The organism is Chloracidobacterium sp. D, from assembly GCF_018304685.1.
GTDB lineage: Bacteria > Acidobacteriota > Blastocatellia > Chloracidobacteriales > Chloracidobacteriaceae > Chloracidobacterium > Chloracidobacterium thermophilum.
Map to the genome: position 1 here is coordinate 1,599,075 of NZ_CP072634.1, position 13,050 is coordinate 1,612,124.

Annotated in this window: 15 protein-coding genes; 8 read left to right on the forward strand and 7 right to left on the reverse strand. The window is 60.1% G+C overall.

Features of this window, described 5'->3' with window-relative positions; all coding sequences use genetic code 11:
- The first annotated feature begins 46 nt into the window (after nucleotides 1-46).
- The 4 genes from J8C01_RS06650 to ychF all read left to right on the forward strand — a co-directional run bounded on the left by J8C01_RS06650 (nucleotide 47) and on the right by ychF (nucleotide 3,195).
- Nucleotides 47-523, forward strand: coding sequence for a c-type cytochrome (locus tag J8C01_RS06650; RefSeq protein ID WP_211431415.1), 477 nt, complete (start codon nucleotides 47-49; stop codon nucleotides 521-523).
- 129 nt (nucleotides 524-652) lie between these two features.
- The gene (locus tag J8C01_RS06655; protein WP_058867597.1) at nucleotides 653-1,018 is read left to right on the forward strand and encodes a c-type cytochrome; all 366 of its coding nucleotides are present in this window, start codon (nucleotides 653-655) and stop codon (nucleotides 1,016-1,018) included.
- Between the two features lie 29 nt (nucleotides 1,019-1,047).
- Nucleotides 1,048-2,109 (forward strand): Rpn family recombination-promoting nuclease/putative transposase, encoded by a 1,062-nt coding sequence (locus J8C01_RS06660; protein WP_211431416.1) that lies wholly within the window; start codon nucleotides 1,048-1,050, stop codon nucleotides 2,107-2,109.
- A gap of 27 nt (nucleotides 2,110-2,136) precedes the next feature.
- Entirely contained in the window at nucleotides 2,137-3,195 is a 1,059-nt protein-coding gene (gene ychF, locus J8C01_RS06665) for a redox-regulated ATPase YchF (RefSeq protein ID WP_211431417.1), read from the forward strand.
- Between the two features lie 96 nt (nucleotides 3,196-3,291).
- Here ychF and J8C01_RS06670 read toward each other — a convergent pair whose 3' ends face one another.
- The 3 genes from J8C01_RS06670 to J8C01_RS06680 all read right to left on the reverse strand — a co-directional run bounded on the left by J8C01_RS06670 (nucleotide 3,292) and on the right by J8C01_RS06680 (nucleotide 5,219).
- Nucleotides 3,292-3,528, reverse strand: coding sequence for a thioredoxin family protein (locus J8C01_RS06670; protein ID WP_014099862.1), 237 nt, complete (start codon nucleotides 3,526-3,528; stop codon nucleotides 3,292-3,294).
- 10 nt (nucleotides 3,529-3,538) lie between these two features.
- Entirely contained in the window at nucleotides 3,539-4,576 is a 1,038-nt protein-coding gene (locus J8C01_RS06675; protein WP_211431418.1) for a permease, read from the reverse strand.
- 85 nt (nucleotides 4,577-4,661) lie between these two features.
- Nucleotides 4,662-5,219, reverse strand: coding sequence for a sigma-70 family RNA polymerase sigma factor (locus J8C01_RS06680; protein WP_041569669.1), 558 nt, complete (start codon nucleotides 5,217-5,219; stop codon nucleotides 4,662-4,664).
- Between the two features lie 215 nt (nucleotides 5,220-5,434).
- Here J8C01_RS06680 and J8C01_RS06685 point away from each other — a divergent pair, with 215 nt between their 5' ends.
- The 4 genes from J8C01_RS06685 (at nucleotide 5,435) to J8C01_RS06700 (ending at nucleotide 8,765) form a co-directional block, all read left to right on the forward strand.
- On the forward strand, nucleotides 5,435-5,650 hold the full coding sequence (locus J8C01_RS06685; protein WP_014099865.1) for a GDCCVxC domain-containing (seleno)protein: 216 nt from the start codon (nucleotides 5,435-5,437) through the stop codon (nucleotides 5,648-5,650).
- A gap of 58 nt (nucleotides 5,651-5,708) precedes the next feature.
- The gene (lepB, locus tag J8C01_RS06690) at nucleotides 5,709-6,542 is read left to right on the forward strand and encodes a signal peptidase I (RefSeq protein ID WP_211431419.1); all 834 of its coding nucleotides are present in this window, start codon (nucleotides 5,709-5,711) and stop codon (nucleotides 6,540-6,542) included.
- A 124-nt stretch (nucleotides 6,543-6,666) separates the two neighbouring features.
- On the forward strand, nucleotides 6,667-7,767 hold the full coding sequence (gene acsF / locus J8C01_RS06695) for a magnesium-protoporphyrin IX monomethyl ester (oxidative) cyclase (RefSeq protein WP_014099867.1): 1,101 nt from the start codon (nucleotides 6,667-6,669) through the stop codon (nucleotides 7,765-7,767).
- 11 nt (nucleotides 7,768-7,778) lie between these two features.
- Nucleotides 7,779-8,765 (forward strand): Gfo/Idh/MocA family protein, encoded by a 987-nt coding sequence (locus J8C01_RS06700; protein ID WP_014099868.1) that lies wholly within the window; start codon nucleotides 7,779-7,781, stop codon nucleotides 8,763-8,765.
- Between the two features lie 59 nt (nucleotides 8,766-8,824).
- Here J8C01_RS06700 and rpsR read toward each other — a convergent pair whose 3' ends face one another.
- From rpsR to pyk, 4 genes are all read right to left on the reverse strand, one after another.
- Nucleotides 8,825-9,181, reverse strand: coding sequence for a 30S ribosomal protein S18 (gene rpsR / locus J8C01_RS06705; protein WP_014099869.1), 357 nt, complete (start codon nucleotides 9,179-9,181; stop codon nucleotides 8,825-8,827).
- A 99-nt stretch (nucleotides 9,182-9,280) separates the two neighbouring features.
- Nucleotides 9,281-10,387 carry a tetratricopeptide repeat protein gene (locus tag J8C01_RS06710; RefSeq protein ID WP_211431420.1) on the reverse strand — a complete coding sequence of 369 codons (1,107 nt, stop codon included), beginning with the start codon at nucleotides 10,385-10,387 and terminating at the stop codon, nucleotides 9,281-9,283.
- A gap of 81 nt (nucleotides 10,388-10,468) precedes the next feature.
- Nucleotides 10,469-11,491, reverse strand: coding sequence for a CobW family GTP-binding protein (locus J8C01_RS06715; RefSeq protein WP_211431421.1), 1,023 nt, complete (start codon nucleotides 11,489-11,491; stop codon nucleotides 10,469-10,471).
- 117 nt (nucleotides 11,492-11,608) lie between these two features.
- Nucleotides 11,609-13,039, reverse strand: coding sequence for a pyruvate kinase (pyk, locus tag J8C01_RS06720; protein WP_211431422.1), 1,431 nt, complete (start codon nucleotides 13,037-13,039; stop codon nucleotides 11,609-11,611).
- Between the last annotated feature and the right edge of the window lie 11 nt (nucleotides 13,040-13,050).

Sequence of the window (13,050 nt, forward strand, 5' to 3'; positions counted from 1 at the left end):
GGCACAACAGCCCCTCGCACATTCCTCTCAAGGAGTTTTATCCGGTATGCACAACCTGAAGCGATTCCTGACCCTCTGCGCCGCTGTGGCGGCCGGCGTACTGTCTGCCTGTGTTGTCAAAGACAACGTTCCTCCACCGCCGCCGATGAAGCCCAAGGAAGAACAGGTCAAGACGGTTGAACCAACCAAACCCACGACGGAAACGAGTGCCAAGCCGGCGGAACCGGCCAAGCCAGCCGAAGGGGCGGAAGACCCGCTGATTGCCAAAGGGCGGGAGTTATATAACGCCAACGCCTGCGCCGGCTGCCACGGAGACAAGGGGCAGGGTGTGCTTCCCAATGCGCCCAAGTTCACCGATGCCGCCTGGCAGCAGAAGGAAAAGGACGAGGAAATCGTTGCCTCCCTCAAGGGGGCCAAGGCTGCCCAAGGCATGCCGGCCTTCAAAGGGGGTAACGGCACCGACGAAGAACATAAGGCGCTGGTGGCTTACATCCGCTTCCTGGGCAAACCGGCCGGGAAGTAAGCACCACCACAACCCTTTTGTCGTCGCTGACAGGCGTGTGGAGCCGGGCACAAGGTCGCTGGGAGACCAAGCCCGGCTTTTATCGTGCTGCATCGAAAGCAAGGTCGTCGCCAGGTTGGGGAGGCAGTCATGTTCTTTCAGTCAAAAACGTTTGTCGCCGGGCTGGCCGGGATGGCGTTCCTGACGACACTGTTGGGTAGCGGACCGGCAACCGGACGCGCACCGGCCACGCGGGACGAAAGCGCCGGGAAGCGGCTTGCCCGTGGAAAGCGGCTTTACAACGGGGCCGGGGCCTGTGTGGCCTGTCACGGGACGGACGGGCGGCCTACTGTACCCGATGCTCCCGACCTGACAGACGCCGACTGGCAGCGCCAACGTACGGATGAGGAACTGTCCAAATCCATTGCCAACGGCAAAGGAACGATGCCGGCTTTCAAAGGCTCACCGGCGGACATTGAAGCTCTGGTGGCTTACGTCCGGTCACTGGCCAGGTGACACCGGCACGGGCTGCGTGAGCACCGGTCATGGTTGAAGGTCATCTGGAAAATCCACACGACCGCTTCTTCAAGGACCTGCTCGGCCGGCCCGGCGTCGCCGCCGACTTTCTGGCGAATTACCTGCCCCCGGAGTTGCTTGCCCACCTGGATGTCACGGACCCGGAGGCGCTGTCCGGCACCTTTGTGGACGACGACTTGCGGGAGCACCTTTCTGACGCCCTGTTTCGCGTGCGTGACCGGACCGGAGCGGCGGCGCTGGTGTACGTCCTGCTCGAACACAAAAGCACCCCCTGGCCGTGGACGCCGCTTCAGCTTTTGCGGTACGTCGTCGCCATCTGGGAACAGGCGCGACGCGAAGGCCACACCTCCCTGCCGGTCATCATTCCGGTGGTGTTCTATCACGGGCAGACGCGCTGGAACGTGGCCACGGACGTTGCCGGGCTGGTGGCACACCACGACGAGCCGGCGCTGCGCGCCTGGACGCCCTCTTTCCGGTACTGGCTGTGTGACCTGTCCCGCTTCAGCCCGGAAGTCATCAAAGGCGGGGCCCTGTTGCGGGCTGGCTTGTCGGTGTTACGTTATGTCTTTACCGATGAGCTGCCGGAGCGGCTGCGGGAGATTTTTCAGCTCATTGCCCTGCTGGAGCAGCAAAGTGTGACAGAATATCTGGGAACGGTGCTGCGGTATCTGGCCGCTACCGGAACCCCCCTTCGGTGGCAAACCGTCAAGACAGCCGCCAAAGAAGCCTTGAAGGAGCAGGCAGAAGCACTTATGAAAGCGCCATTTGTGACAGAAATCTGGCAGGAAGCCTTGGCACAAGGTCTGGAGCAAGGTCTGGAGCAAGGTCGGGAGCAAGGCCACGCCCAAGGGAGTGAACAGGGCAAACGGCTCGAAGCCCTGCACATTGTTCTGCGCCAACTCCGGCGGCGCGTCGGGCCGCTTCCGCCTGAGCTGGAGTCCACGCTCACGACCTTTCCCCTGGAAACCCTGGAAGCCCTGAGCGAGGCGCTGCTGGACTTCCAGACGCAGGCGGAAGCCTTGGCCTGGGTGCAGCAGGCACAGCACCAGACACCGCCTCGTGCCGAATAATCTTCACCTTTCTGGAATCAGACACTTATGAAAGTAGGCATCGTCGGCTTCGCCGGCGCCGGCAAAACCACTGTCTTCAACGCCCTGACGGGCCTGACGGCCGAAGTTGGCGGCTACGGCAGCAAGGAACGCCCCAACCTTGGCAACATCAAAGTCCCGGATGCCCGTGTGGACACCCTGGGCGACATCTACCGCACCAGAAAACGCACCTACGCGGAAGTCGCTTTTGTGGATGTAGCCGGCCCGACCGAACAGCGCAGCACAACGGGCCTGGATACCAAACTCGTCACGGCGATGCGCGATGTGGATGCTCTGGCCCACGTCGTGCGCGCCTTTCCCGACCCGCTGGGAACCCGACCGACCGACCCGGCGGCCGACATTGCCAGCTTTGACGCCGAACTCATGCTGTCCGACCTGATCCAGGTGGAAAACCGTCTGGCGCGCCTCAAAAAGGACCAGAAAGCAACCCCCCAGGAACGCACGCTGTTTGAGCGGTGCCACTCCGCCTTGGACGCTGGGCAACCACTTCGGTCACTGGATTTCGATGACGAAGAACGCCAGCTTATGGCCGGTTTCCGGTTTCTTTCGCTCAAGCCACAGATGATTCTGCTCAATGTGGCGGAAGCCGACATTGCGGCTGGCGTCCCACCAGCCATCCAGGAAGCGGCCCGGACACGGGCGATCCCGACGCTCGTCGCCATGTGCGGGCAAACGGAAATGGACATCGCCCAGCTTGACCCGGCGGAACAGGCAGAGTTCCTGCGTGACCTGGGACTGACCGCCCCGGCGCGGGATCGCTTCATCGTGGCGGCCTATGGGCTGCTCGACCTCATCAGTTTTCTGACGGCCGGCGAGGATGAATGCCGCGCCTGGCCCATCAGGCGTGGGACCAAAGCCCAGCGGGCCGCCGGGAAAATTCACTCGGACATCGAACGTGGGTTCATCCGCGCCGAAGTCATTGCCTACGAGGACTTCATCAGCCATGGCTCGGAAGCCAGGTGCAAGGAAGCCGGCAAACTCCGCCTCGAAGGCAAAGACTACGTCGTCCGGGACGGCGACATCATCCACTTCCGGTTCAATGTCTGATGAACTTCAGCGGTTTCAGCCTTGGACGGGCCGGTTCCGGCCTGCTCAGCCAAGGTACTCTCCCCTGACGCTTGAGGATGTGTTCCCCCTGACAACTCAGGAACACAACCACTGCTCAATCCTGTCACGGGACGGCATCCCGCCGGCATGGACGACCTTCCCATCAACCACGACAGCCGGCGTACTCATCACCCCATAATGCATGATGTCCTTGATGTCCTCGACCTTTTGCAGCGATACCGCAATGCCCTTCGTCCGGGCAACTTCCTCAATGAGGGCAACTGTGCTTTTGCAAGTGGCGCACCCCGTACCAAGCACCTTGATGTCTTTCATGGCAACCTCCTTATAACACCCAGTTGAAGACGTATCCCACGATCAAAATGCCGGTGGCGACGATGCCAATGAAGGCAGCTATCAGCCTGACTTTGAGCACCTTGCGCAGAATCACCATCTCTGGCAGGGACAACGCGATGACGCTCATCATAAAGGCCAGCACTGTGCCGACGGCTGCCCCCTTGTCCAGCAGTGCCTGAACCACCGGAATGATCCCGGCAGCGTTGGTGTACATCGGAACACCAAGCACAACCGCCAGCGGCACCGACCACCAGGCGGATTTGCCCATGAAGCTGGCCATGAAGTCCTGCGGCACATAGCCGTGAATGCCAGCCCCAATGGCAATGCCGGCCAGAATATACGGCCAGACCTTCCCGACGATGTCGCGCACACTTTGAAAGCCGGCGGCGAGACGTTCACCAAAGTCAACCTCCACGGCGGTGAACTGGGCTTCAGCTCTGGGAATGTCGCACACCCAGTCTTCCAGATACGGCTCCATGTTCAACTTGCCGATGATCAAGCCAGCCACGATGGCCACGGATAAACCAAGTCCCAGATACAGCAGGGCGATTTTCCAGCCCAGCATGCCAAACAGGAGCGTCAGGGCAACCTCATTGACCATCGGGGCGGCAATCAGGAATGAGAATGTCACACCAAGCGGCACCCCGGCCTGTAAAAAGCCGATAAACAACGGCACGGCTGAACACGAACAGAAGGGCGTCACAATTCCCAGCAAAGCCGCCATGACATTGGCCAGCCCCTCTCTCCGACCAGCCAGCAGGGCGCGGGTTCGCTCAGGCGTGAAATAGGTATTAATCACCCCCATCACAAAGACAATGCCCGTCAGTAGCAGCAGCACCTTGGGCGTGTCGTAGAGGAAAAATTGCAACGCCGCACCAAGGTGGCTTTGGCGGTCAACCGGCAAAGCAGCCACTACCACTTCTGAAAGGGGCTGCAAGGTTTGATACAGGCCCCACCACAGCAGGGCCGCCAGGACAAGAAAGATTCGCGGGTGGTGTTGTGTCCAACGCACAGCCAGGGCACTCATGGCTCTCTCCCACATTGTTCTCGGCAGCACAAAATCACTGGCTAGCAGCCATCTGTCAGGGAGACGAACAAGGTGGCAAAAGGATTCAGGATGCAGCCGAAGGTGACACGTGGCAACAGACGCGCCCGGACTCATCAAAGCGCACCTGGCAGTTCTCCACCAGGCGGTCGCGTAATCGTTTTCTGGCGCGCAGCAGGCGCGACTTGGCGGCCGGCAGTGTCAGACCATGGGCTTCGGCGTAGGCGCGCACCGTTTGCCCCCGAAGATCGCAGGCTTCAATAATGTGCCGGTCCTCGGCTTCCAGTCGCAGCAGGTTGTGGCTGAGACACGCCTCCAGTTCATCTACGGGACGCCGTTCCACAACCGGTGCCGCCGCCAGGTGCTCCGGCAAGGACTCAACCGGCTTGGACAGACGCGCCCGGTCAATCACGGCATGACGGGCGACCTGGAACAGCCAGGCGCGGGGATTGTCGAGCGCGCAAAACGCCTGCCCCTGCCGCAGGGCCTTGAGAAACACTTCCTGGAGGAGGTCTTCCGCCGCGTCAGGATCGCTGGTCCGGTGTAACAGAAAAGCCAGCAGGGCTTTTTCGTATGCCTGCCAGGCATCCAGGAGACACCCGGACGCGCTATGTGCTTGGTTCATGATTTTCGTACCACGGTTTTTTGGCCACGGTTTTTTGGCATTGTTGGCTGGCGTTGACGGCTCTGACAACCAGACTTTGACAGCTCTTGAGGCGCAATGGCATCCTCACTGACTTTGGGCCAGTGGCTTTGGCCAACCATGACCACTATGGAATGTGGTCGCTTTGGATGTCCAGTCAAGGTCACGCCCCCTCCCCAAGTACAGGATGCGCGGCCATGACCTCCATCATCTGGGAATCGCAACTTACCTGCCCGGTCTGTGGGGCAACCACCGTGGAAACCATGCCGGCCGATGCCTGCCAGTTTTTTTACACCTGTGCCACCTGTGCAACCCTGCTGCGTCCGCAGCCCGGCAACTGCTGTGTGTTCTGCTCGTTTGGCTCAGTTCCCTGCCCACCGGTTCAGTTGATGCAGCATTCTGACCGACCATAACTCTGGACTGGCTTCGCCCGGACGGCCTTTGCGTCCGGCGCGCGACAACCTGAACCCTATGGAAACCAAAAACAGCTCCCAGACTTCCACGGCGTCCGAAAAGCCCAAGCGATCGGAGCTGCGCGAGTTCATCGAGATGATCATCACAACGCTCATCATGGCGTTGTTTGGCATCACCTTCGTCGTCCGTTCGGTCAATGTCCCGACCGGCTCGATGAACAACACCATCTATTCCGGCGATTTTCTGCTCGTCAACAAGTTCATTTTCGGCTACGAGGGCGGTATCCCCCTGGACGGCTTCACCCCTCACCGCCCCATCCGGCGGGGCGACATCATCGTGTTCAAGTTTCCGCAAAGCGAAGACCAGAACTACGTCAAACGGGTCATCGGACTGCCGGGTGAGACCATCGAGATTCGGGGGCAGCGCGTGTACATCAACGGGCAGGAACTCCCTGAAACGCGCGTCATTGCCGAAAGCGACCTGGAAGACAGCGGCCGGCTGAACATTCTCGAAGAACATCCCACCGCCGGGGCGCAGTGGAAGGTCTATTACCGTCCGGGATCAGACTTTGAGTATGAAACCCAGGATGCGGAGCCGCTCCCGGAACTGCCCCTGCCAAGCGGACGCTACCGCGACTACAAAAACGAACCGCACTATGGCATCGGGCGGCCGTTCAAGATTCCAGAGGGTTGCTACTTCGCCATGGGGGACAACCGCGACAACAGCCTCGACAGCCGCTACTGGGGGCCCGTTCCACGGGACTACGTCATCGGGCGGCCGCTGTTTGTCTATGCCTCGTTCGACCCCAATCCGCAGGCTTCGCTGGGCGAACGGCTGGGCTCCTTCTTCTCCAAGGGGCGCTGGAAACGGCTGGGGTCGCTGGTGAAGTAGGCGCTCTGGTGACGCACGGCGTCCCCGCCAGAAAATTTATTTCAAATCGGGCCGGCCGCAAAGTAGGTTGGAAACGAAGTTTCGGCTTCCACCCACTTTGGTTCCTTTTGCGAGGTCGTGCCCTATGATTGCCACGGAATCCGTCATTCAGGAGACGAAAGCGGCGGCGGCAGACAAAAGTCTCATCAGCCCGCGTTTTTATGTCACGGATTACAAGAAGATGAATGCCCTGCGGTTCGATCACATGGCCGAAGCGTTCAAGGCCATGCACAAACGCTTTGCCGATGATCCGAACAAGCATTTCTTCAAACGGGATGACGACCCGGACTTCGAGCAGGATTTCTCCCATCTCCCACCATCATTCAAGGACTTTCTCATTCGTGGTTGTTTGGGCGAGTTTTCGGGGGCGCTGCTGTACAAGGAAATTGCGGACCGCATCGAAGACCCCATCCTGAGCGACACCTACCGGCTGATGGCGCGCGATGAAGGACGGCACAGCGGCTTCATCCGGCTGGCGATGCGCGACATCAATGCCGATCTCGACCTTCAGATGCTGCAAGGCGAAAAGGAATTCGTCAGCATGCATCCGAAAATCATCCTCTACACCACGTACCTTTCGGAAGTCATCGGCTACTTCCGCTACATCAACATCTATTCCCACCTCGAAGCCCATCCTGAATACCGTTACCATCCGATCTTCAAGTACTTCGGTGGCTGGTGCCAGGATGAACTCAAGCACGGCGACTTTATCGGCCTTCAGCTCGAAGCCCAGAAAAACATCTACCTGGACGGTGGCATCAACCGGTTGCTCATTCGCTTCTTCTCACTGGCCGTCTATGTGACGATGTGGTTGCGCGATCTCAAGGCGCAGGACTTTTATGCGTCCATCGGCCTGAACTGGCGGGAATATGACCTGAAGGTAATCCGGGAAACGAATGCCTATGCGCAGCGCGTGTTCGGGCTGCGGCTCGACGTGGACAATCCAAAGTTCATCCGCATTCTGGATCGCATGGCGGCACGTTACACGGAGATGACCAAACGTGAAGCCGAAGGCGCTGGCAAGCTGTCCCTCCTGCCACTGCAAGCGGCGATGACGATTGATTATCTGCGTTTGTTTGCCATGAAAGTGCGCACCGATGCGCCGCCGCCCATCCCCGAATACCCGGTGGCGCCAGTCATCAAGGGCTTCGCCAGCAAGTACAAAGGCCAGCCAGCCATGGCCTGAGGGCCATTTCCATGCCCACCGTCCTTGGCATTGCCATTCTGGGCAGCGGGCGCGTCGCACGCGCCCGCCTGCGCGAACTGCACGAGCGTTACGACACCCGTGTGGCCGTCGTTGCCTCCCACGATTTCAATCGGGCCTACGAACTGGCATTCCCGATTGCGGCGGCAGCCACTGAAGACTGGGAGGAAGCCATTGCGCGCCCGGATGTGGATGCCGTCATGGTGTGTTCGACCAACCCGCACCATGCCCGCATGGCACAGGCGGCAATTGCGGCCGGCAAACCGGTCAGTGTGGACTACCCGCTGGCGCTGACACTCGCCGACGCCGAACAGTTGGTTGAACAGGCCCGGGCGCGTGGCGTCGTGCTGCACGTCGAGCACATCGAGCTGCTTTCCGCCTGGTTTGAGGCTTTTCGGAAAGCCCTGCCCCGCATTGGGCGGATTCACCACATCACCTGGAACAACCTCAGCTCCCGCCCGGCAACTCCCGAAGACTGGACGTTTGACCGCGCACACGGCTTCTCGCTGTTCCAGCAGGCCAGTGTGCCCAGCCGCATCGTCGCCTGCGTGGGACAAATCACCTGGATTGAAGGCGAGGAAACGTTTTCCGATGAGCAGGGCACCCGCTTTGGGCGGCGTGCCACGCATCTGCGCTTCGGCTTCGGCGCAGAAGGCCGTGGAGACATCAACGATGTGCTCACCCGGCACGAGGAAACAGGGCCGGCGGCCGAATTACAGGCCGTGGGCGAGTCCGGCACACTCATCGGACGACAACACCGGGAGGTGTGGTACACAAACCCAGAGGGCGCAACGGAGTCCGTGCCGGTCATGCCGCGCAGCGGTCTGTTTGCCCACGACATCGCGGCGTTCCTCGACGCCATTGCCGGCCGTGGAACGCCGTATGTCTCTCTCGACCATGTACTTGAAGCTCTCCGTTTTGCCGATGCCGCCGAACGGGCAGTGAAAAGCGGTCAGCGGGTCACGCTGACATCGGACTGATCCCCTGCTCACCGGCAGCGAATCCATCACGTGGGGGCTGGACTCGTGGGCGACGGGAGCTAAATGGACTGGACGTAAGGCAGCAGTGCCAGGTGTTTGGCGCGTTTGATGGCCCGTGCCAGCCGACGCTGCATAGTTGGGTTCACGCCGGTCAGACGGCGCGGCAGGATACGCTTGTTGTCGCCGATGAACCGCTCAAGCAGCTTCACGTCCTTGTAGTCAATGTAGTCAATCTTGGCTTCCAGCAGCGGACACCGTTTCTTGCGCCGTCCCACCCGGCGGTTGCCACCGGGACGGTTGCCACTACCGGCAGCGCGGCGGGCAACGGTACTCCCCGCTGCACCCGCAGGACGCCGTTCCGGGCTGGATGTCGTTCCGGTGACGACTTCGGTTGTTTCGGTTGTTTCGTCTGACATACGCCTCTTTTTCTCCCTCAATAAATATACCGGCTGCCGGCAGCAGCCTTGGACACAAGTGCCGCCGGGTCCGGTATGGATTAATGAAGACTGGAATCCTTAGTGGATAAGCTCTCCCGGTGGCAAGGTCAGACGGCGTAAAACCTCATCGGCTTCGCTGACACCCAGAGTCGCCAGCCGCCGCAGGTCAGCACTGAGTTCGGCCACAGCCTGGGCGTCCAGTTCATCTCCCTGCAAACCATCCACAATCTCATAAGCCCGCTGGGATTGTCCAAGCCCCAGCAGGGTGATGATTTCCTCGTAGCACATGTCACTGGATTCGCCTCCCTGTGACCGTTCCTCTTCGAGCAGATCGTATGCCTGCTGAAATGCCTCACGGGATTCTTGCAGTTGACCGGCCATGCGGAGGGCGATGCCCAGTTTGACAAATGTCAGTGGCACTTCCAGACCATCCACGATAGCATCCTTCAGCTCGTGGGAAGCCGCTTCGGCTTCGCCGCGCGCCAGCAATGCCGTTCCCAGACCATACCGCGCCAGAGCGTTGTGAGGATCAATCCGCACAGATTCACGGTATGCCTTCAAGGCTTCCTCAACCCGCTCCATCGCCATGAGTAAATCCCCCAGGTCGAGATAGATGCGCGGGTCATGGGGGTCAAGGTCGAGTGCCATCTGAAACTGCCGGAGGGCTTCATCATATTTTTCGAGGTCGGCCAGCAGTCCGCCCAGCCCCAGGTAGTGCAGCGGCTCCTCCGGCCCCAGTTCAATAGCCCGCCGGTAAGCCACTTCGGCTTCGGGAAACCGCCCCATTTCCGAAAGGAAGTTGCCATAGTTGTAATGGCTCAGGGCCTCGTTTGGTTCGAGCTTAAGCGCACGCTTGAAGTATTCTTCAGCCAGGTCAAACTCTCCTTCTTCAACATAAAACGCACCGAGCAGGTGGAGCGGACGCACGTCGTCCGGGGCCAGGCGCTCGACTTGGCGCAGGTAATCCACGCCTTCGTTATAGCGTTCTGTTTCGAGGAGCAGAGCCCCCAACCGGATGAGCACTTCCGGTGATTGCGGAGCCAGGGCCAAAGCCTTGGCATAGGCAGCTTCGGCTTCCTCCAGTTCCCCCTCTTCAAAGTAGGCATCACCCTTTTCCAGAAGTTTTTCCAGGGAGGGTGAAGTTGACTTCGGAGATGTTTTCGATTTGTGTGATTTCCCAGGCATAAAAGTGTCGTAAATGGTATCCGTGACGCTCAAAAAAACAGGTTTTCCTCTGGACAAAAGGGCGTTGTTCTCCACGTATGCTTATAGAACCGCCAGGGCGCGCCGCCGCCCTTCGCAAGCCACCAGGGCACTGGCAAGCTGGGCATGGTCAAGCCTGGCGCCAATGAAGACAAGGTGTTCTTCGGGTGAAGGTGACAGGGTCACAGGCCGAATGTAGAGGTCGCCATTGACATACATCATAACCCACAACCCGTCTTCGCCCTCGAAACGTACGAAGCCCTTGGCGCGCACAATGTCCGGGGGAAGCTGCCGCATGAATTCCTCGAAACGCTCCCGCACCAGTGGGCGCAGCAACCGGCACGACATCGAGTGAAAGTCCGTATGGGCCTTGTACTCCTGCTCGTTGAGCGCAGCGAGTTGTTCCCGCATCGCCGCCCGGCGGCGTTCGCGCTCGGCCGGCTCGACCTCGGCCAGCAACCACTGGAAGGACTCATCCCCGGCCACGATGCCATGAGTGGCAAGGTACACCTGGGCGTACGGGTTGTTTTCTTCAACATACCGCCGGATGTCAGCAATCTGCTCCGGCGTAGCTTCATCGGCCTTGCCGATAACAATGACATCGGCAAACTGGGTCTGGCGTTTGACAATCGCCTTGAGCACCTTTGACAGACGGGTGAAGTTTTTGGGGTCGGCCACTGTCACCAGTCGGGTAATCGTCACGCGGTCGAGCAGGTGTGGCGCTGTCGCCTGATCGAGCAGGTCCACCGGATCGGCCAGCCCCGTGGCTTCGACGAAAATCACTTCCGGCTGCCGGGTAGCGACTTCGGTAAACGCCTGCACAAAGTCTTCCCCGATCTGGCAGCAGATACAGCCGTCGCTCAGCTCCATGACGCTGAAGCCTTCGCCCCGCAGGATTTCACCATCAATGCTGATGTCGCCAAACTCATTCATCAGCACGGCCACCTTACGTCCCAGGCGGCGCATGTGATGCAGCACGGCGAGCAGCAACGTCGTTTTGCCACTTCCCAGAAAACCGGAAATGACAATCGCCGGCACGGGCGAAGCCCCACCGGACGACTCCGGCACAGTTGTCTGAACGCTCATGGCAGTTTCCCCCAGAAATGGTTTCTCATCGCGGGCGCCAGTCAGGTGTAAAGCAGGCAATAGTATCACCCGGACGCGGTGTTACCAAGCATATATCGGAAAGGCATCGCCTGAAACTCATTCGCCGACCCGCTGGAGATGGACAAGGTTGTTGACCGGCAGGCCCTTGATTTTGCCGGCCAGCACTACGAGGCGTTCACCGGCTTCAATCCACCCCAACCGCAGCAGCAGCCCCACCCCTTCAGCAAACAGGTCCTTCATGTCCGGCGGATTGAGCATCAGCAGTGGTTCAATCCCCCACACGGCCGAAAGCTGCTGATAGACCCCAACATCCGCCGTAATGGCCGCAATCCGTTGCTTCGGGCGCAGCAACGCCAGCGCCCGTGCCATCTTGCCCCCCTCGGTGAACACGGCAATGACCCGCGCGCCGACATTTTCGGCCGCAAAAACGGCCGCTTCCGAAAGCGCACGCAGGGACGAACTGCCCTGCAGGTTCATGAACTTGTTGGAGCCGGCGCGCCAGGACTGCTGCCCGGCAAAAGCCTCTTCAGTGTACTCCACAATGCGCCGCATCGTGCGTACGGCTTCGACCGGATACTTCCCGGCCGCCGATTCGGCTGACAGCATGACGGCATCAGTGCCATCCAGAATGGCATTCGCCACATCCGACGCTTCGGCGCGCGTCGGGCGCGGATTGTCCACCATGGACTGCAACATCTGCGTCGCCGTGATGACAATCCGCCCCTTGCGGTTGGCGTGCCGGATGATTTCTTTCTGAAAAATCGGCACCCGCTCGGTTTCGGCTTCAACGCCCAGATCGCCCCGCGCCACCATGACCCCATCCACGATGTCGAGGATTTCATCGAGGTGGTTCAGGGCTTCGGGCTTCTCGATTTTGGCAATGAGCGGCGTCTGGGCCCCCAGCCCGGCAATGTAGTTTTTGCACTGCCGGCAGTCCTCGGCCGAACGTACGAACGACAGCGCCACGTAATCCACGCCCTGCTCAATGCCAAAGCGCAGGTCATCGCGGTCCTTGTCGGTCATCGAGGGAAGCGACGTCGGGATGCTCGGCAGGTTGATGCCCTTGCGCTCGCCCAGCACCCCGCCGTTGAGAATGAGGCACTCCACGTCACTGCCATGAACGGCCGTGACACTCAGTTCGATGAGTCCGTCATCAATCAGAATGCGATCACCCGGCTTGGCATCGTAAGCCAGGCCCCCGTAGCTGCAACTGATACGTTCGGCATTGCCGGGAATATCCTCCGGCGTAATCACAATCCGGTTGCCCGTGACCAGCACGACCGGCTCGCCGCCAATCAACCGTCCGGTGCGGATTTTGGGACCACACAAATCCAGCAGGATGGCGAGCGGCTGTTGTAGTTCTGCCGCCAACTGACGGAGTGACCGGATGACCTCGGCGTGTCCCTCATGGTTGCCGTGCGACATGTTGATGCGGGCCACGTTGATCCCGGCAACCAGCAGGGTGCGGAGAATTTCGGGGGACCGGGAAGCCGGGCCAATCGTGGCGACGATTTTGGCGCGTGCCATAGCGGTTCGTT